The 19,043-nt window shown below is 68.4% G+C and carries 17 protein-coding genes and 1 tRNA gene; 10 read left to right on the top strand and 8 right to left on the bottom strand.

Annotated elements, in window-relative coordinates; genetic code table 11:
• Window positions 1-204 (bottom strand): hypothetical protein, encoded by a 204-nt coding sequence (locus ACNKFW_RS06960; RefSeq protein ID WP_143091255.1) that lies wholly within the window; start codon window positions 202-204, stop codon window positions 1-3.
• Between the two features lie 8 nt (window positions 205-212).
• Window positions 213-512 (bottom strand): hypothetical protein, encoded by a 300-nt coding sequence (locus ACNKFW_RS06955; RefSeq protein ID WP_036765112.1) that lies wholly within the window; start codon window positions 510-512, stop codon window positions 213-215.
• 498 nt (window positions 513-1,010) lie between these two features.
• Between ACNKFW_RS06955 and ACNKFW_RS06950 the strand changes: the two genes are divergently transcribed.
• Window positions 1,011-1,283, top strand: coding sequence for a helix-turn-helix domain-containing protein (locus tag ACNKFW_RS06950; RefSeq protein ID WP_036747541.1), 273 nt, complete (start codon window positions 1,011-1,013; stop codon window positions 1,281-1,283).
• A 139-nt stretch (window positions 1,284-1,422) separates the two neighbouring features.
• On the opposite strand, the gene ACNKFW_RS06945 is transcribed toward ACNKFW_RS06950, so the two are convergent.
• The 4 genes from ACNKFW_RS06945 to ACNKFW_RS06930 form a co-directional block, all read right to left on the bottom strand.
• Window positions 1,423-1,512 (bottom strand) — tRNA-Ser (locus tag ACNKFW_RS06945).
• Between the two features lie 46 nt (window positions 1,513-1,558).
• Window positions 1,559-2,899 (bottom strand): ATP-binding protein, encoded by a 1,341-nt coding sequence (locus tag ACNKFW_RS06940; RefSeq protein WP_147427988.1) that lies wholly within the window; start codon window positions 2,897-2,899, stop codon window positions 1,559-1,561.
• Entirely contained in the window at window positions 2,896-3,558 is a 663-nt protein-coding gene (locus ACNKFW_RS06935; protein ID WP_147427989.1) for a response regulator transcription factor, read from the bottom strand. Before ACNKFW_RS06935 ends, ACNKFW_RS06940 begins: the two co-directional genes overlap by 4 nt.
• Window positions 3,555-3,944 carry a hypothetical protein gene (locus tag ACNKFW_RS06930; protein ID WP_231486740.1) on the bottom strand — a complete coding sequence of 130 codons (390 nt, stop codon included), beginning with the start codon at window positions 3,942-3,944 and terminating at the stop codon, window positions 3,555-3,557. The genes ACNKFW_RS06935 and ACNKFW_RS06930 overlap by 4 nt, the downstream gene beginning before the upstream one ends.
• A 138-nt stretch (window positions 3,945-4,082) precedes the next feature.
• On the opposite strand from ACNKFW_RS06930, the gene ACNKFW_RS06925 reads away from it, so the two are divergent.
• From ACNKFW_RS06925 to ACNKFW_RS06895, 7 genes are all read left to right on the top strand, one after another.
• Window positions 4,083-4,985, top strand: a complete 903-nt coding sequence (locus ACNKFW_RS06925; RefSeq protein ID WP_024844505.1) for a hypothetical protein — start codon at window positions 4,083-4,085, stop codon at window positions 4,983-4,985.
• Between the two features lie 225 nt (window positions 4,986-5,210).
• Complete coding sequence (locus tag ACNKFW_RS06920) at window positions 5,211-6,752, top strand: glucan biosynthesis protein G (RefSeq protein ID WP_244314589.1); 1,542 nt, start codon at window positions 5,211-5,213, stop codon at window positions 6,750-6,752.
• A gap of 5 nt (window positions 6,753-6,757) precedes the next feature.
• Window positions 6,758-8,923: a glucans biosynthesis glucosyltransferase MdoH gene (gene mdoH, locus ACNKFW_RS06915; RefSeq protein WP_231486747.1), complete on the top strand. Its 2,166-nt coding sequence runs from the start codon at window positions 6,758-6,760 to the stop codon at window positions 8,921-8,923.
• A complete protein-coding gene (locus ACNKFW_RS06910; protein WP_024844508.1) occupies window positions 8,920-10,053 on the top strand; it encodes an OpgC domain-containing protein in 1,134 nt (377 codons plus the stop codon). Before mdoH ends, ACNKFW_RS06910 begins: the two co-directional genes overlap by 4 nt.
• Before the next feature lie 76 nt (window positions 10,054-10,129).
• Entirely contained in the window at window positions 10,130-11,797 is a 1,668-nt protein-coding gene (locus tag ACNKFW_RS06905; protein WP_147427991.1) for a formate--tetrahydrofolate ligase, read from the top strand.
• 3 nt (window positions 11,798-11,800) lie between these two features.
• Complete coding sequence (locus ACNKFW_RS06900; RefSeq protein WP_024844510.1) at window positions 11,801-12,406, top strand: nicotinate-nucleotide adenylyltransferase; 606 nt, start codon at window positions 11,801-11,803, stop codon at window positions 12,404-12,406.
• Window positions 12,403-13,857, top strand: a complete 1,455-nt coding sequence (locus ACNKFW_RS06895; RefSeq protein ID WP_024844511.1) for a D-alanyl-D-alanine carboxypeptidase — start codon at window positions 12,403-12,405, stop codon at window positions 13,855-13,857. The genes ACNKFW_RS06900 and ACNKFW_RS06895 overlap by 4 nt, the downstream gene beginning before the upstream one ends.
• Window positions 13,858-13,868: 11 nt before the next feature.
• Here the strand turns inward: ACNKFW_RS06895 and ACNKFW_RS06890 are convergent, their stop codons facing one another.
• Complete coding sequence (locus ACNKFW_RS06890) at window positions 13,869-14,291, bottom strand: tellurite resistance TerB family protein (protein WP_024844512.1); 423 nt, start codon at window positions 14,289-14,291, stop codon at window positions 13,869-13,871.
• Between the two features lie 89 nt (window positions 14,292-14,380).
• Between ACNKFW_RS06890 and ACNKFW_RS06885 the strand changes: the two genes are divergently transcribed.
• Window positions 14,381-15,973: a lysine--tRNA ligase gene (locus ACNKFW_RS06885; RefSeq protein ID WP_024844513.1), complete on the top strand. Its 1,593-nt coding sequence runs from the start codon at window positions 14,381-14,383 to the stop codon at window positions 15,971-15,973.
• A gap of 140 nt (window positions 15,974-16,113) precedes the next feature.
• On the top strand, window positions 16,114-18,408 hold the full coding sequence (locus ACNKFW_RS06880; RefSeq protein WP_074990638.1) for a glycosyl hydrolase family 28-related protein: 2,295 nt from the start codon (window positions 16,114-16,116) through the stop codon (window positions 18,406-18,408).
• Window positions 18,409-18,446: 38 nt separating this feature from the next.
• Here the strand turns inward: ACNKFW_RS06880 and ACNKFW_RS06875 are convergent, their stop codons facing one another.
• Complete coding sequence (locus tag ACNKFW_RS06875) at window positions 18,447-18,947, bottom strand: HugZ family protein (RefSeq protein ID WP_024844515.1); 501 nt, start codon at window positions 18,945-18,947, stop codon at window positions 18,447-18,449.
• Between the last annotated feature and the right edge of the window lie 96 nt (window positions 18,948-19,043).

Here is a 19,043-nt window from a genome sequence, read left to right as displayed (position 1 = left end):
CTATGCGCCCCTCACCTTCTCCGCCGCCTCCCTGAACACCGCGGCCACGGCAGGGTGCGCTCGCTCGGCTTGGTCCAGCATCGACCGTGCCGCCTCGGCCCGCCCTTCCGGCGTCGTCAGCAGCACCTTTCCCATGTTCACCAGCACGTCCAGCAGCGCAGCGCGCAGGGCGTCCTCGATCTGTTCAGCGTCCTCGGTGCTCAACTCGGGCATTACTGCTGGCACCGCCCCTTGCCAATGCTGAGGGTGTGGCGGGTCGGTCCCGGATGGTCAGGCACGCTGGATGTGACCCTGACCTGCACCGTGCAATCCCGGCTGCTGACCTCGTATCCCTCGGCTGTCTTTTCGATGCGCTCGATGGGCTGCTGCTTGAGGGCGTCGGCCAGCCGGTTGTCGCCCAGCACCGCATGCAGGATTTTCGAACTGTCCCAGTAGCCGCTCAGTGCAGCGGACGCTGGAAGGGCTGGCGCCATCAGCGCCGACGCGATGATCAAGCTTGTCGTGAAACGCATGTTCTGTTCCTCTCGGCCGGGGGAGCGGCGGGCCCTCTGATGGGGTTGCTGGCCGTTCCTACGCCTCAAACTCATCCTCAAGCCGGATGGCCGTGCCGTCAACGATTGCCTTGATTTGCTCGACGGACCATCGCTGATGAGTCCCTATCTTGCAGGGACCGGGCAAAGACCCATGATTAACAAGGTCGGCGAACTCCTTTGGCGTCATATCAAGGAGCTTTGCAGCAGTTTCGAGCCGCACGAATATCGGCTGAACATTGCCTCGTCTCGCCATTTTCTCGCTCTGACTGCCCTAGCTCCCACAATCTGAGCGATGGCCAGATGACCGTCAAGCCTACAGGGCGGGGCGGCGGCTTATGCCTCACCCTACCTGTGTCCAAGATGAGCGCGCTGGATGGCGACCTTGGCTTCGCTATAATGACGCCCCGCGCATCTCTGAATGGGCGTTCTCGGGCGCTCAGCCCCCAGATGCAGAAATCCTTGCGGAAAGGGCCGCAAATGTCCGAACGAATCCTGATCGCTGTCGATCCCGACGCGCTTGCCGAGATAAAGGCCGAACTGGTTGCACTTCGCAACGAGATCCGCGCCGTGCGCATGTCGCCCATGCCTGAATGGGTGACGGCCCACGAATATGCCGAGCAAGTGGGCGTGACGCGCCGCACGGTGATGAACTGGATCGCCGCCGGGCAGATCGAAAGCAGCCGCCACGGGGCAACCGTCCTGGTGCGCTCACGGCCCAGCGACAGATCGCGCGGGCGGGGAAGAGGCTAGCCCCAATCCATCCCAAGGCGTGGCCCATCCGCATCACTCACGACCGCAATCGGTAGCAGCCAACCGCAAATATAAAGGCGGGCTTTATGGCGGGTATATCGCCTGAATGGCAATTTTTCTTATAAATATCAACTGGAAATGGCGGAAGCGGTGGGATTCGAACCCACGGTGGGGTCTCCCCCACGCTGGTTTTCAAGACCAGAGCCTTAAACCACTCGGCCACGCTTCCAGGCCGCGCCGGGATAGGCTGGTGCAAGGGGCGAGGCAAGCGGAATCTAGCCGCGCCGCGCCGTCGGAGCGACAGCCGCCGGCAGCCGCAACCCCGCACACAATCCCCCCAGCGCCGAGCGATCCAGCATCAGCGCGCCGCCATGCAGCGCCGCCAGGTCGGCGACGATGGCCAGGCCAAGGCCGGTGCCGGGCGGGCCGGCCTCGTCCAACCGGGCGCCGCGGGTCAGCGCCAGGGCATGATCCTGATCAGACATGCCGGGGCCGTCGTCCTCGATCAGGATGTGCAGCTGGTCGCCGTCGACCCGCGCGGTGATGCGGATCGCCGAGGAGGCCCATTTCACCGCGTTTTCGACCAGGTTGCCGATCATCTCCTCGAGATCCTGCCGCTCGCCGGCGAAGCCGGCATCGGCATCGGCGCAGATATCGACCCGCAGGCCGGCCTCGCGGATCGGGCCGCCCAGCACCAGCAGGATGTCCTGGATGACCGGTGCGGCCGGGGTGCGCTGGCCCAGCAGCCGCGGCGCGGCCGAGCTGCGCGCGCGCCGCAGGTGCCAGCCGATCTGGCGGTCCATGCGCGCGATCAACGCGTGGCCGGGATGGTCGGGCGGCAGCGCATTGTCCAGCGCCGCCAGCGGCGTCTTCAGCGAATGCGCCAGGTTGCCGACATGCTCGCGCGCGCGGGCGAGGACGGCGCGGTTCTGCTCAAGCAGCGCGTTGATCTCGGCGGCGACGGGGCGCAATTCGGCCACGGCGGGCAGGGGCAGCGCCTCGGCCTGGCCGGCGCGAATGCGGCGCAGGTCGCGGCCGAGCCGGTCCAGGCTGCGCAGCCCCGCAGCCACTTGCAGCAGGCTTGCCGCGGCCAGCGCCAGCCCCAGCACGGCCAGCGAGATCGCCAGCGGCCGGCGCAGCCGTGCCATGGCGGCATCAATCTCGGCCCGCGGCGCGGTCACGGTCACGGCCAGGACCGAGGCCGAGCCGGGCAGGGTGAAGACATGGCGCGCGACCCGCAAGGGCTCGCCGGCCGGGCCAAGGCCGGGGCCGCCCTGGAAATCCGCCTCGGGCGGGTTCAGCACGTTGTCGAAGAGCGAGGGCGATTTCGCCGCCACCTGGCCGTCCTGCGTCAATTGCCAGAACCAGCCCGACAGCGGCATCTGGAAACGCGGATCGGTCGGGGCGGGGCCGGCAACCAGCCGGCCGTCCGCGTCGATCCCGGCGCCGGCGATCAAGGCATCGGCCACCGCCCCGGTCTCGGCGTCGAAGCGGCCGGTGATGAAATCCTCGAGGATCGCGGCGATGGCAAGATAGCCCGCGACCAGCGCCACCCCGGTCAGCAGCGCCGCCAGCCCGATCAGCCGGGCGCGGATCGAATCGCGCGGCAGGATCAAGCGGCGGTCCTCAGCACATAGCCCTCGCCGCGCCGGGTCTCGATCAGGCCCTCGCCGATCTTCCTGCGCAACCGGCCAATCACCACCTCGATGGACTTGAAGTCGCGGTCGGCGGCGGAATCGTAAAGGTGGTCGGACAATTCGCTGCGGCTGACCACGCGGTTCTGGTGATGGATCAGATAGGCGAGGATGCGGGTCTCGAACGCCGTCAGCTTCAACGCCAGCCCGTTGCGGGTGATGACGCCCAGCTGGGTGTCAAGCCGCAACGGCCCGGCCTTGATCACCGCCTGGGCATGGCCGGCGGCACGGCGCACCAGGGTCTGGGCGCGGATCACCACCTCTTCCAGCCGGAAGGGCTTCACCGCGTAATCGTCCGCGCCGGCGCGGAACCCCGCCACCTTGTCGGTCCAGTCGCCGCGCGCGGTCAGGATCAGCACCGGCATGGTCACGCCGCCCTCGCGCCAGCGGGTCAGCACCTCGATCCCCGGCAGGCCGGGCAGGCCCAGGTCCAGGATCGCCAGGTCGTAGGTCTCGGTCGAGCCCAGGAACTCGCCCTGGGTGCCGTCGGCGGCGATGTCGCAGGCAAAGCCGCCGTCGCGCATGGCGGCTGCCAGCTGCGAGGACAGCGTCGGGTCATCCTCGACGATCAGGCATTTCATGGCTTCGTCCCCTTTCGCCGGGCATCGGTCAGGCCCGCGCCCGCGACCTCCAGGAAATCGCCGCCATGCGCGTCCAGCCGGATCAGCAGCACGTCCCGTTTCGGCGTCAGCAGGCGCAGCTCATGCACCAGGATCACGCCCTTCGCCCGCTCGTCGGGGGTGGGCGGCACGATGCGCGCCGCGATCAGCCGGCCGCGGAACCGTTCCGCGACGATTTCGGCGGCGCGGTTGAGCGGCAGGATGCGGGAATCGTGGCGCTGGAGGCTTTCGAACTCGGGCGCCCAATCCTCGGGCCAGGGCGGGCCGCGGTCGTGGCCGCGATCCTCGGCCAGCGCGTTCAGCGCCAGCGCCAGCGCGACGGGCAACGACAGGGATATGATGCGCATGCGGTTCATCGGCCCTATGTAATGGGGGAAATCCAAACGAAAGCCAAACGGGTCGTTGGTCTTTGGTTGGCGCGACTGGGGCTATCACCCGATTCGTCCGGGGCCGATCAGGATGCCCCGATAAGGAAGGAACCAGAGATGAGCAGAAAACTCTCGACCTCGATCGCGCTTTCGGCCCTGCTGGCGGCGTTCTCGGCCCCCGTGCTGGCGCAAGAGACGCCCGCCGCGCCCCCGCCCGCGGCCGAAGCCCAGGCCCAGGCGCCGGTCGCGCTGCCGCGGGCCTTGCAGGATGCCGGGCTGACCGACGTGACCAGCAAGCGCGGCCCGCGCGGCGCCACCCGGCTGGAGGGCAAGCTGCCCGACGGCACGCAGATCGACGCCATGCTGGACGACAAGGGCCAGCTGCGCGGCCTGCGCGCCAAGGGCGAGGGCGTGCTGCCGCAGGCACTGGTCGATCAGCTGGTGCCGCAGCCCGTGCGCGACAGCGCGGTTTTCGGCGAGCTGGGCGGCCTGAAGGCGGTGTTTTCGGGCGAGCGCGGGGTGATGCTGGCCGGGCAGGGCGACGGCAAGCTGGGGGCGCGGGCGGCCTTTACCCAGGACGGCACGCTGATGCGCTTTGGCCGCGGCGATGCCGAGCGCGGCAAGGGCTGGCACGGCAAGCGCGACCATGACCGCGCAGACAAGCGCCGCGGCCATCACCGCGGCGACGGCCCGCGGGGCTGGGATCATGGGCCGCGCGGGGATCGCGGGGCCGAGCGCGGCTGGGATCGCGGGCCGGGGCGCGACATGCCGCCGCCGCCCGCCGGCGCCGCGCCCCAGGCACCCGAGGCGCCCGCGCCGCAGCGCCAGGGGGCGCTGGCGCCGGTCCAGCTTGACCGGGGCGAGGTGCGCATGGCGCTGACCTCGGCCGGCTACAGCCGCATCGGCGAGATCATGCAGGACGGGCCGCGCGTCGTGGCCCAGGCGGTCAACCCCGAGGGCGAGCCGGTCGCGGTCGAACTGAACCCCAAGGGGCAGGTCACGCGGGAAATCAACCGCTGAGGCAGGTTGCAGGCGCATCGGGCCGCGCGGGCTTTCCAGCCGGCGCGGCCCTTTGGCGCGGCGATTCCGATCAACTCTCGGCAAGACCCTGCCTTTCGGCGCGAAAAGGCTTGCCTGATGCGCGCGGCAATGCGAAATCCCCCCGGAATTTCCGGGCTTTCCTGCCCGAAACATTGGGGTCGGTCGATGCGTCGTCGTGAATTTGTCCTTTCTGCCGGTGCGGCCATGACGGCTGTCAGCGCGCTTTCTGCCTCGCTGGGGGCGGCCCTGGCGCAGGAAGGCCCCGAAGCCCAGCCGGAAGCCGCCGCCGCGCCGGCCGAGGAGGCCGCGCCCCAGCCCTTCGGCTTCGAGGATGTCGCCGCGATGGCCAGGGAACTGGCCGCCAAACCCTACGAATACCGCGATGCCGAACTGGTCGGCAGCTTCGCCAACCTGACCTATGACCAGTATCGCGGCATCCGGTTCCGCCGCGATCGCGATCCCTGGGCCGGCAGCCGCGATTTCGCGCTGGACCTGCTGCCGCCCGGCGCGATCTTCCACGAGCCGGTGGACATCGCGCTGGTCGAGGAGGGGGTGGTGATCCCGGTCCGCTTCGATCCGCACATGTTCGACTTCGACCCGGCGCAATTCCCCGACGGGGTCGATTACGAGACGCTGGGCGACATGGGCTGGTCGGGGTTTCGCATCCGCGCGCCGCTGAACCGGCCCGATGTCATGGACGAGATCGCCGTGTTCCAGGGCGCCAGCTATTTCCGCGCCGTGTCGCGGGGCACCCTTTACGGCCTGTCGGCACGCGGTCTGGCCATCGGCACCGGCAGCGCCGAGGGCGAGGAATTCCCGCTGTTCCGCGGCTTCTGGATCCACAAGCCCGGACCCCAGGACCGTTCCGTGCTGGTTCATGCGCTGCTGGACAGCCGCTCGGTCTCGGGCGCTTTCGAGTTCCGCATCACGCCCGGCGCCGAGACCGTCTTCGACACCCGCGTCGCGCTGTTCCCGCGCCAGGACATGCGCAACGCCGGCATCGCGCCGCTGACCTCGATGTACTGGTTCGGGCCGGCCGACCGCTCGCGCGTGGACGATTATCGACCCGCCGTGCATGACAGCGACGGCTTGCAGATGCTGACCGGGGGCGAGCAGCGGCTCTGGCGGGTGTTGTCGGGACACAGGACATTGCAGGTCTCGGCCTTCATGGACAATGATCCGCTGGGCTTCGGCCTGGCACAGCGGGCGCGGGACTTCGAATCCTACAAGGATGCCGAGGCGCGCTATGAAAAACGGCCATCGGCCTGGATCGCGCCGCAGGACAACTGGGGCAAGGGCACCGTCACCCTGATCGAGATCCCGGTCGAGAACGAGTTCAACGACAATATCGTCTCGTTCTGGCAGCCGGCCGACACGCTGCGCAAGGGCAATCGCTACGACTTCAACTACATTTTGACATTTGCAGCGGAAGTCCCTGACAGCGCACCGATTTCCCGCGTTGTCGAAACCATGTCCGGCAAGGCGATCAACAATCCCAACGGCCGCACCTATATCGTCGATTTCGACCTGGGGCTGTTCGGCTCGGACGATCCGGTGCCGCAGCTGCGCGCCTCGGCCGGGCGGATCGGGCACAGCTATCTGCTGCGCCTGCCCGAGCAGGGCCGGATGCGGCTGGCCTTCGAATACCTGCCCGAAGGCGCCAAGCTGGCCGATCTTTCGGCGGTGCTGAACGGCCCCGAAGGCCCGCTCAGCGAGACCTGGATCGCCCGCTGGACGCGCGAGTGAGCGACATGGGCGCGCCCCACAGTAAGCCGGACCGGTATCCGGCCAGCCGGACCCGGTCCCTGCCTCTGTCCGCGGATGACGGCTGGGAGGCGCTGGACCTGCCGCAATTCCAAGGCCCGGCGACGCCGCCCGAGGCGCCGCTGGACATGCCCGAGCAGGATTTCCGCGGCCGCCCGCCTTTGGGACCGGACAGCCGCTGGCCCTCGCCTGGTGCCATTGCGGCGCGGCTGACGGCCTTTGGCGGCGCGGCGGCGATCGCCTGGCTGGGCTGGCGGCAGATGATGCTGACCTTCGGCGCGAACATGACCTGGCTGCAATCGGTGCTGCTGGTGCTGTTCGCGCTGACCTTCACCTGGGTCGGGTTTTCCTTTACCTCGATGGTCTCGGGCATCTTCGCGCGGCGGCTGCGCACCCCGGAGGGGCCGAACCAGGCGCGCCTCGCCGTGGTCATGCCGGTCTATCACGAGAATGCGGCGGCGACGGCGGGCCTGCTGGCGGCGCTGGCGCGCGACCTCCATCGCGAGGGGCTGGGCGATCGGGCCGAGATCTTCGTGCTGTCGGACAGCTACGAGCCACGGGCCGTCTTCGAGGAGATGGCGGCGATCAGCCGGCTGCGCGACATCTCGCCGGTGCCGGTCTGGTATCGCCGCCGCCGTTCGAACAAGGGGCGCAAGGCCGGCAATGTCGGCGATTTCGTGCGCCGCTGGGGCGGGCGCTACGACCAGATGGTGGTGCTGGACGCCGACAGCGTGGTCGGGGCCGCGACGATCAGGGCGCTGTCGGCGCGGATGAATGCCGATCCGGCGGTCGGGTTGATCCAGACCATGCCGATGCTGGTCGGCGGCCAGACCATCTTCGCCCGGCTGACGCAATTCGCCGGCCGCATCTATGGGCCCGCCATTGCCCGCGGCGTCGCCGCCTGGTCGGGCGACAGCGGCAATTTCTGGGGCCATAACGCCATCATCCGCGTCGAGGCCTTCGCGCAATGCTGCGGGCTGCCGGAACTGCCGGGCAGGCCGCCCTTTGGCGGCACCATCCTGAGCCACGACTTCGTCGAGGCCGCGCTGCTGCGGCGCGCCGGCTGGAAGGTGCGGCTGGACCACGACCTGCGCCAGAGCTTCGAAGGCTGCCCGCCGACGCTGCTGGACATGGCCGTGCGCGAGCGCCGCTGGGCGCAGGGCAACCTGCAGCATGCGCGGCTGATCTTTTCGCGCGGCTTCGCCTGGATCAGCCGGGTGCATTTCGTCATCGGCATCCTGGGCTTCCTGATGTCGCCGATCTGGCTGATGATGATCCTGGTCGGGTTGGCGCTGTCGGCCAATGTGCTGCTGTCGCGGCCGGATTATTTCCCGCAGACCTACCAGCTGTTCCCGACCTGGCCGACCTTCGACCCGGTGCGGATGCTGTGGCTGTTCGTCGCCGCCATGTCCTTCCTGCTGGTGCCCAAGTTCATCGCCATCTTCCGCGCCTGGCTGCGGCCTTTGGCCAAGGATTCGGGCGGCAATGTGCGGCTTCTGGCCTCGGCCATGTTCGAGATCGTGCTTTCGGCGCTGATCGCGCCGGTGCAGATGCTGATCCAGACCCGGCAGATCATCGAGATCCTGCGCGGCCGCGATTCCGGCTGGGAGGCGCAGGTCCGCGCCGGGCAGATGCCGCCTTGGCATGTCGTGCTGCGCCGCCATGCGCTGCATGTCGCGCTGGGGATCGCAACGCTGGTGGTGCTGGCCTTTCTGTCGCCCTGGCAACTGGTCTGGCTGTCGCCGATCCTGGCCGGGCTGATCCTGTCGCCGCTGACCTCGCGCTGGTCGGCCAGCCCGGTCTTCGGCCGCTGGGCACGCCGGCAGGGCCTGCTTGTCACCCCCGAGGAGCGCGAGCCGCCCGAGCTGCTGACCGCCGCAAACATGCTGGATTTCCGCATTGCCGGCGGGCTGCCGCGCGACGGCCTGGGGGCGCTGGGGCGGGATGCGGCGCTGCGCGCGCACATCCTGGCGCTTTTGCCCGAAGCCCCGCGCGTCCCGGTCGAGGAGCGGCTGGATGCCATCTCGGCCGAGGCCAAGATCGGCCATGCCGCCTCGCAGGCGCAGGCGCTGCGCTTCCTCGGCCCGGCCGAGCAGCTGGCGCTGATCGAGAACCGCGCACTGATCGAAGCCTTCGCGAAGTTGCCACAATGAACCGTATCGTCGCCCTGGACATGCTGCGCGGCTATGCGCTGGTCTGCATCATGCTGGACCACATGCCGATCGGCGTGCTGCGCAAGCTGACGCTGACCAATTTCGCCGTCTTCGACGCGGCCGAGCTGTTCGTGCTGCTGTCGGGATTCCTGGTCGGCATGGTCTGGGTCAAGGTCGAGGCGCGCGAGGGACGCCGGGCCGCGCAGATCCGCTTCCTGCGCCGCGCCGCGCAGGTCTGGCTGGCGCTGATCGCCGGGGCGATCCTGCTGGCGCTGTTCTCGGCGCTGCTGTTCAAGCTGCAGATGAACCATACCGCGGTCTGGTTCCAATATGCGCGCTGGATCGTCGAGCATCCCATCGGCTATGTCGCCACCGTGGCGCTGATGTGGATGCAGCCCAACCTGCTCGACGTGCTGGCGCTTTACGTGCTGCTGATCGCCACCGTGCCGGTGACGGTGCCCTTCATGCTGCGCTGGCCCTGGCTTGCCATGGCGGTTTCGGTGGTGGTCTGGATCTTTGCCTTGCCGCTGAACGCGCTGATCCCCAACCAGCGGCCGGGGCCGGGGCTGCTGTTCAACCCCTTCGGCTGGCAGATGCTGTTCTTTGCCGGCGTCGCCATGGGCGCGTTTCGCGAGCGGATCATGCCGGTCCTGCGGCGCCACTCGGCATTGCTGACCTGGGTGTCGGTCGGCGTGCTGCTGTTCGGTCTGACCATCGTGATCGCCTGGAAGATCGGCGCGCCGGCCAAGCCCGTCAGCCAGTTCCTGCGCCAGATCACCGGCGGCATCGACAAATGGTCGTTGGATTTCATGCGTTTCACCGCCATTCTTGCGGCAAGCTGGATCGTCGCGGTGCCCCTGGCGCGGCCCTTTGCCTGGATGGCCGCCACCGCGCCGGGCGAGGCGCTGGCCGAGATCGGGCGCGGCGGGCTTTTCTCGTTTATCGCCTGCGTGATGCTGTCGATCTGGGGCGATGCGCTGGACATGTCGGCGCCGGCGGGGCCGCTGAACTTCTGGCTGCGGCTGGCCATCGACCTCTGGCTGGTCGTGGCCTTCTGGACCATATCGGCGGTCTGGATGCGGCGGGAAACCTGGCTGCCGCCGTTGCGGGCAAGGCTCGGGCTGGGCTAGGGCGTGCCGCGCGGCTTGCCTTGGCCGCCCCCAACCGCTCAACTGTCCGCCGCAGACCGAGGAGGAATGAGGAATCATGAAATCGGACATCCAGATCGCCCGCGAGGCGCAGAAGCTGCCCATCGCGCAGGTCGCCGGCCGGCTGGGCCTGACCGAGGCCGATTTCCTGCCCTATGGCCACGACAAGGCCAAGATCGCGCATGAGACCATCGCCGCGCTGGCCGGGCGGCCTCAGGGCCGGCTGATCCTGGTGACCGCCATCAACCCGACCCCGGCGGGCGAGGGCAAGACCACGACCACCGTGGGCCTGGGCGACGCGCTGAACCGCATCGGCAAGCGGGCCACGGTCTGCATCCGCGAGGCCTCGCTGGGGCCGAATTTCGGCATGAAGGGCGGGGCCGCGGGTGGCGGTCATGCGCAGGTCGTGCCGATGGAAGACATGAACCTGCATTTCACCGGCGACTTTCACGCCGTCACCAGCGCGCATAACCTGCTGGCGGCGATGATCGACAACCATATCCACTGGGGCAACGCGCTGCGCATCGATCCGCGCCGCGTGACCTGGCGGCGGGTCATGGACATGAACGACCGGGTGCTGCGGCAGGTGGTGGTCGCGCTTGGCGGGCCGGCCAACGGCGTGCCGCGCGAATGCGGTTTCGACATCACCGTCGCCTCCGAGGTGATGGCGATCCTGTGCCTGGCCTCGGATCTGGCCGACCTGCAGGCGCGGCTGGGCCGCATCGTCATCGGCCAGACCTTCGACCGCAGGCCGGTGACGGCGCGCGACCTGGGCGCCGAGGGCGCCATGACCGTGCTCTTGCGCGACGCCCTGCAGCCGAACCTGGTGCAGACGCTGGAGAACAATCCCGCCTTCGTCCATGGTGGGCCCTTCGCCAATATCGCGCATGGCTGCAACTCGGTCATGGCGACGCGCACGGCGCTGGCGCTGTCGGATTATGTCGTGACCGAGGCCGGTTTCGGCGCCGACCTGGGGGCCGAGAAGTTTCTCAACATCAAGTGCCGGCTGGCCGGGCTGCAACCTGACGCGGCGGTGCTGGTGGCGACTGTGCGGGCGCTGAAGATGAACGGCGGCGTGGCCCGCGCCGACCTGGGGGCCGAGAATGTCGCGGCGCTGCGGGCAGGCTGCGCCAACCTGGGCCGCCATATCGAGAACCTGCGCCGCTTTGGCCTGCCGGTGGTGGTGGCGATCAACCATTTCTCGGGCGATACCGAGGCCGAAATCGCGGCGCTGACCGATTATTGCCGCGCGCATGGCGTGCAGGCGGTGCTGTGCCGGCACTGGGCCGAGGGTGGTCGGGGTGCCGAGGATCTGGCCCGCGCCGTGGTCGAACTGGCCGAGGGCGGCGCGGATTTCGCGCCGCTCTATCCCGACGAGATGCCGCTGGCCGAAAAGATCGAGACCATCTGCAAGCGCATCTATCGCGCTGCCGAAGTCGAGTTCCTGCCCCATATCGTCGAGCGGCTGGAGGAATGGCAGCGGGCGGGCCATGGCCATCTGCCGGTCTGCATGGCCAAGACGCAATATTCCTTTTCCGCCGACCCGGCGGCGCTTGGCGCGCCCGAGGGCTTTGCCATCCCGGTGCGCGAGGTGCGGCTGTCGGCCGGCGCGGGATTCGTGGTGGCGATCTGCGGCGACATCATGACCATGCCCGGCCTGCCGCGCGAGCCCTCGGCGCTGCGCGTGGGGCTGGACGGCGACGGCCATGTGCAGGGCCTGTTCTAGGGTATGCGGGCGGGATTTCCCATCGCGCGGCCCGGCATGACCGTGGGTCTGCTGGGCGGCTCTTTCGATCCGGCGCATGAAGGCCATGTGCATATCACCGATGAGGCGCTGCGCCGCTTCGGCCTCGACCGGATCTGGTGGCTGGTCAGCCCCGGCAATCCGCTGAAGCCCCACGGCCCGGCGCCGCTGGACCAGCGCATCGCGCGGGCGCGGCGGATCATGCGCGACCCCAGGGTCGCGATCACCGGCATCGAGGCGAAACTGGGTACCCGCATGACCCGCGACACCATCGCCGCCCTGCAACGGCTTTACCCCGGCGTGCGCTTCGTCTGGCTGATGGGGGCCGACAACCTGGTGCAGTTCGACCGCTGGGACCGCTGGCAGGACATTGCGGTGCGGGTGCCGATCGGCGTCATCGCGCGGCCGGGCTGGCGGATGCCGGCGCGGTTCTCGCGCGCGGCGCGGCTGCTGTGGCGCGCGCGGCTGCCCGAGTCGCGCGCCCGTGAACTCGCCCGCGCTAGGCCGCCGGCCTGGGCGATGATAAACCTGCCGCTGAACAAGCTGAGTTCCAGCGCGATCCGCGCGCTGGGGCCGAAAGGACGCGCATGAACGGATGGACGCGACGTGGCTTCGTGGCGGGGCTGGGGCTGCTGGCCCTGGCACCCCGCATGGCGTCGGCGCAGCAAAGGCCGGCGATGCGGCCCAGGGGGTTTGACCCCGAGGCGCTGATCGCCGCCGCGGGGCTGGGCGGCGCGGTGGCCTATGCGGTGGTCGACCCGGTCTCGGGGCAGGTGCTGGCCCAGCGTCAGGCCGATCAGCCCATGGCGCCCGCCAGCACGCTCAAGGCGGTGACGGCGCTTTACGCGCTGGACCGGCTGGGCGAGGGGCATCGCTTTGCGACCCGCGTCATCCGGGCCGGCAACATGCTGATCCTGGCCGGGGGCGGCGATCCGGTGCTGGATACCGATGCGCTGGACGAGTTGGCCGCCGCAACCGTCGCCGATGAAAAGGCCGCCGGCCGGCCGGCGCCGACCGCATTCGCCGTCTGGGGCGGCGCGCTGCCGCGGATCGGCCGGCTGGACCCGGCGCAGGACGAGCATCTGCCCTACAACCCCTCGATCTCGGGGATGATCCTGAACTTCAACCGCGTGCACCTGGACTGGCGGCAGGGCGAACAGGGCTATCGGCTGTCCCTGCAGGCGCGGGGCCGCAAGCTGTCGCCCAGGGCCTATACGGCCGCGATCGCGGCGGTGGACCGCGGGCTGCCGCTGTTCACCTATGAGGCGGGCAAGCTGGAAAGCTGGACCATCGCGCGCCGCAGCCTGGGCAAGTCCGGCAGCCGCTGGTTGCCTGTCCGCCGCCCCGAGCTTTACGCGGGCGACGTGTTCCAGACGCTGTGCCGCGCGCGCGGGCTGGCGCTGCCCAATCCCGAGGTGATCGAGATCCTGCCCGAGGGGGCCGAGACCGCTCGCCATGACAGCCCGCCCCTGCGCCAGATCGTGCAGGGTATGCTGGAATATTCCACCAACCTGACCGCCGAGGCCATCGGCCTTGCCGCCAGCCGGGCGGACGACCCGGCCGCCTCGGCCGCGGCCATGGCGGAATGGTTGCGCGGGCAGGGGATCGGCGGCGATTTCGCCTTTCACGACCATTCGGGCCTGTCGCCCTTGAATCGGGTCGATGCGCGGATGCTGGCCGCGCTGATGGCGGGGCCGGGGCAGAGGCGCAACCTGCGCGGGCTGATGAAGCCGATCCCGCTGCGCGATGCGCGCGGCAAGCGCAAGGACAGCGACATCGCCATCGAGGCCAAGACCGGGACGCTGAACTTCGTCTCGAACCTGGCGGGCTATGCGCAGAGGCCCGGGAGGCGGGAACTGGCCTTCGCCATCCTGACCGGTGACGAGCCGCGCCGCGCCGCCAGCGAAGGCCAGGAACTGCCCGAGGGCGTCACGGGCTGGACCAAACGCTCCAAGGCGCTGCAACAGGCGCTGATCGAGGGCTGGCTGGGCGAGTTCGCCGCGCAGCCCCCCGTCGCCTCGGCGCAGGGGGCGACGCTTTAAAGCAGGCCGCTTTAAAGCAGGCGGTGGCGTGCGCGGGCGGCCAGTTCGATGGCGGCGGCGTGCAGGCGCTCGATGTCCAGCTGGTCGCGGATCTCGGCCAGCATCTCGGCCTCGATCTCGCCCAGCCGGCCGTCGGAGGCGGCGACGTCGCAGGCCAGGACATAGGCGGTGTCATAGAGCTTTTCCGGCAGCGCCGCGCGCACCAGGCCGAAAAGCGCGTCCAGCCCGTCCTCCTCCTCGAACAGCGTCACCACGGTCTGCGACACTGCACGGATGCGGTCGATGTCGTAATCGGCGAAGACGGGCGTGTGGTTCACCGCGCGCTCGATGGCGACCAGCTCGGCCGTGCGCGGGTTCTGGTCCGAGGCCGAGACCGCCACCATGACCGCGACCAGCGCGTCGCAGGGCGAGAACGAGGGCAGGCTGTCGGTCATGGCATTTCTCCTTGCGTTTCCGGGGGTAATTATTGACCATCCGGCGGCGTTTCAATACGGGGAAGTTCCGAGCCAATGGAGACCCGAAAATGACCGCCCTGCGTGACGCCGCGATGAAATCCAAGGCCTGGCCCTTCGAGGAGGCCCGCCGCGTGCTGAAACGCTATGAGAAGAAGGATCCCGAAAAGGGCTATGTGCTGTTCGAGACCGGCTATGGCCCCTCGGGCCTGCCGCATATCGGCACCTTCGGCGAGGTGGCGCGCACGACCATGATCCGCCGCGCCTTCGAGATCATCTCGGACATCCCGACGCGGCTGTTCTGCTTTTCCGACGACATGGACGGCATGCGCAAGGTGCCCGACAACGTGCCCCAGCAGGAGATGCTGCGCCAGCACCTGCAAGAGCCGCTGACCACGGTGCCCGACCCGTTCGGCGAATATGACAGCTTCGGCGGGCATAACAACGCCATGCTGCGCCGGTTCCTGGACACTTTCGGCTTCGAATACGAATTCATCAGCGCGACCGAGTTCTACAAGGCGGGCCGGTTCGACGAGACGCTGCTGAAGGCGGCCGAGAAATACGACGCCATCATGGAGGTCATGCTGGCGTCCTTGCGCGAGGAACGCCAGCAGACCTATTCCTGCTTCCTGCCGATCAGCCCCAGGACCGGCAAGGTGCTTTACGTGCCGATCAAGCATGTCGATGCGAAAGCCGGCACCATCACCTTCGACGACGAGGACGGCGAGGAGCTGACCCTGCCGGTCACTGGCGGCCATGTGAAGCTGCAATGGAAGCCGGATTTCGGCGCCCGCTGGGCGGCGCTGGATGTCGATTTCGAGATGTATGGCAAGGATCACTCCACCAACACCCCGATCTATGACGGCATCTGCAAGATCCTGGGCGGGCGGCCGCCCGAGCATTTCACCTATGAGCTGTTCCTGGATCAGCACGGCCAGAAGATCAGCAAGTCCAAGGGCAATGGCCTGTCCATCGACGAGTGGCTGACCTATGCGGCGACCGAGAGCCTGAGCTATTTCATGTTCCAGAAGCCAAAGACCGCGAAGCGGATGTATTTCGACGTCATCCCCAAGGCGGTGGACGAATACCACCAGCAGCTGCGCGCCTATCCCGACCAGACGGTCGAGCAGCAGCTGGCCAACCCGGTCTGGCACATCCATGGCGGGAAGGTGCCGGAATCGGACATGGTGGTGCCGTTCCAGATGCTGCTCAACCTCGCCTCGGTGGCCGGCGCCAAGGACAAGGAGGGGCTCTGGGGCTTCATCCGCCGCTATGCGCCCGAGGCCAGCCCCGAGACCAACCCGACGCTGGACCAGGCGGCCGCATTCGCGGTGCGCTATTTCAACGATTTCGTGGCGCCGACGCGGACTTACCGCGCGCCCACCGAGGTCGAGCGGCGGGCGCTGGAGGATCTGGCCGGGCGGCTGGCGGCATGGAACCAGCCCGCCGATGCCGAGACCTTGCAGACCATGGTCTTTGCCATCGGCCGCGAACATGGCTTCGAGCCGATGAAGGACTGGTTCCAGGCGCTTTACCAGGTGCTGCTGGGTGCCGACCAGGGACCGCGCTTCGGCGGCTTCATCGCGCTTTACGGCGTGGATGAAACCCGCGCCCTGATCGAGCGGGCCCTGGCCGGCGAGCTGGCGGCAGAGCCAACCGCCTGAACCGGCGCGGGAATTTCATGTTGCGCGCGGCCTCGTTGCCGCGCGCGCATGGTTAACGACCGGTTAACGCGAGATTGCCAAATTCCTGACGGACCGCGCGGGCAACCGCCTTGCACGTTCTGGATTAGGGGAGAATTGGCATGACCATTGCGATTATCGGCAACCAGTCGTTGATGCCGCGCGCCTTCCGGCTGGGCCTGGATCAGTGGTCCCGGACGGATGGCAGGGCGGGATCACCGACCTGGGCGGGGGCGGCGAACGCGGCCATCGTGCCGGCGGACGAGGATTTCGGCAGCTGCCTGGAAATCCTCAAGCAAGAGGCGGTGACGCAGGTTCGCTACATGCAGCGCACGCCGATCAATCCCGGCAGCTATCTGCGCATCTCGGCGCGCGTCAAGGCCGTCGCGGGCAACCTGCCCCAGGTCCGCATCGCCGCCTTCGCCGGCAATGCCGCCGGCAACAACGTGGCGGGCGTGCCGCAGACCGGCCCTTCGGTCACGCTGCCGGGCTATGGGCAGGTGGTCGAGGTCTCGGCCATCGTCGGCACCGGCCGGCGCGAGGGCGTGGACATGGCCTGGGGACGCGCCGCCACCTTCGGCCATTTCGGCCTGGACCTGACCGGCGACAACAACGGCTCGATCCGCATCGAGAGCGTGATGATCGAGGACGTGACGGCGGCTTTCGTGCCGGGAATGCTGGACTGGGTCGACGTGCGCGATTTCGGCGCCATGGGCGACGGGACCACCGACGACCGCGCCGCCTTCATCGCCGCCGACCAGGCCGCGGCCGGGCGGCAGGTGCTGGTGCCCGAGGGCAGCTATCGCATCGGCTCGGACCTGAGCCTGTCTTCGCCAGTCCGATTCGTCGGCACGCTGAGCATGCCGCGCACGGCGCGGCTGGCATTGATGCGCAGCTTCGACTTTCCGACCTATGCCGCCGCCTTCGGCGACGAGACCGAGGGGATGAAGCGCGCGCTTCAGGCGCTGCTGGGCTTTACCGACCATGCGGTGCTGGACCTCTGCGGCCGCAACGTGCACCTGTCCGAGCCGATCACCATCGCCGATGCGGTGCCGGGCATGACCAGCTTTGCCAACCGCCGCGTCATCGCCAACGGCCAGGTCAGCATCTTGGCCGGCCCGGCCTGGGATACGCGGGTGGTGACATCGGCCGCGACCTATAATCCGGCACAGCCGCAGGTGCTTTCGGCGGTCGCCAATATCGCCAATATCGAGGTCGGCGCCCGCGTCAGCGGCAACGGCGTCGGGCGTGAAGTCTATGTCCTGGCCCGGAACGTCGCCGCCGGGACGCTGACGCTGTCGCTGCCGCTTTACGGCGGGGCGGGGACGCGCAGCTATAGCTTCAGCCGCTATCGCTATGCCTTCGATTTCTCGGGGATGGAGCATCTGAGCCGCTTCAACTTCGACGACATCGAATTCCTGCTGGAGGGCAATGCCAGCGGCGTGATGCTGGCCAAGACCGGCAACATGAACTGCTTCCGCGATTGCTATTTCACCCGGCCCAGGGATCGCGGCATCACCTCGATCGGCTCGGCCTGCCAGGGCATGCTGGTGGACCGCTGCGAGTTCCTGTCAAACGAGATGGGCGACCTGGCGCAGAACCGCACCACCGTCGCGCTGAACGTCAACAACAACGATGCCAAGATCCGCCACAGCCGCTTCATCCGCTTCGCGCATTTCGCGGTGATGAACGGCGGTGGCCACATGATCGAGGGCAACCATTGGTTCCAGGGCGACAATGCCCAGAACGGCGTGCGTTTCGGCGGGCTGGTGCTGACCCAGACCAATGTGCAGACGACCGTGACCGGGAACTATATCGACAATTGCTCGATCGAGTGGACGAACGAACACGACGCCTATCCGAATTTCGACGGCGGCGAGTATTCCTTTGGCGGGCTGACGATCACCGGCAACACCTTCCTGGCCTCGAACACGACGCTGGGATTCAACTGGCTGGTGGTCAAGCCCTATGGCAGTGGCCATTTCATCCATGGGCTGGCGGTGATGGGCAATGTGTTCAAGTCGCTGTTCAACAAGATCGCCCGGATCGAGAAGGTGGACACCACATTCTCCGACCTGAACTATCAGCGCATGCGCAACATCCAGTTCCAGGGCAACATGTTCAACGGCGTGAACAGCTATGTCGCCAATCCGGTCGACGTGGCGCACAACCAGGCCAGCGCCTCGAACCGCTGGCTGGTGACGGTGGACCAGGCGCTGCCCTTCAATGGCTGGGTGCGCAACGTCCAGTCGATCATTGCCACCAGCCAGATCACCAATGCCGCCAATGCCCGCGTGGCCGAGATGCCCTGGGTGCAGACCGCGCAGGGAACGACGCGGCAACAGGTGGCGCTGAACTGGGGCGCGGCGGTGCGCGGCTCGGTCAGCCTGCGGCTGCGCATGGACAACCCGGACTAGGCGCGCGCCCAGAACGCAAGCCCTTGGCCCCCGGCGGATCATTCTGCCGGGGGTTTCGGCATGTCCGGTTCCAGCAGGTCGGCAGGTCGCAGCCGGAACGCCTGGCCGAAGCCCGCGTTCAACAGGGCCGAGACCGGCTCGATCCGCCAGAAGCGGAAGTCCGGCAGGTCCAGATAGACCTTGGCCTTGGGATCGCGCGCCAGCCAGCGGGCGCGGCGCGCCTCGTCCGGCGCGACCGGCGCGGCACGGCCCAGGATCGACAGCCGCGCATGGGTCATGGCGTCGCCCTTGGCGGTCTCGGCGGCGATCAGCAGCCCGGCGCGCGGATCGGCCGCCAGCGCGCGCGTATGCGCGGCAAGCCCCGAAAGCAGCGCGAGCGGCGCGCCATCCGCATCGGTTTGCAGCGCAATGCGCGTGACCAGCGGCCCGCCCGTTTCGGGGTCGAGCGTGCCCAGGCTGGCATGGCGCGCACACCCCAGCAATTGCCGGGCAAGGGCGCGGGCCTCGTCGGTGGTTTCTCGAATCGGGTCGATCTTCATGGCGGCATGCTGCGCCGGCCGCGGCCCGCCAGGCAACCGCAACCTGCAAGGCAATGCGGCGTTTTGGCGGCGCTTTCCGGCTTTCGCAGCGCCCGG

Source organism: Paracoccus sp. TD-10 (assembly GCF_048270675.1).
Classification (GTDB): Bacteria; Pseudomonadota; Alphaproteobacteria; order Rhodobacterales; family Rhodobacteraceae; genus Paracoccus; species Paracoccus pantotrophus.
The sequence above is the reverse complement of the archived record's forward strand: the minus strand, read 5'-3'. Positions and strand labels throughout refer to the sequence as shown.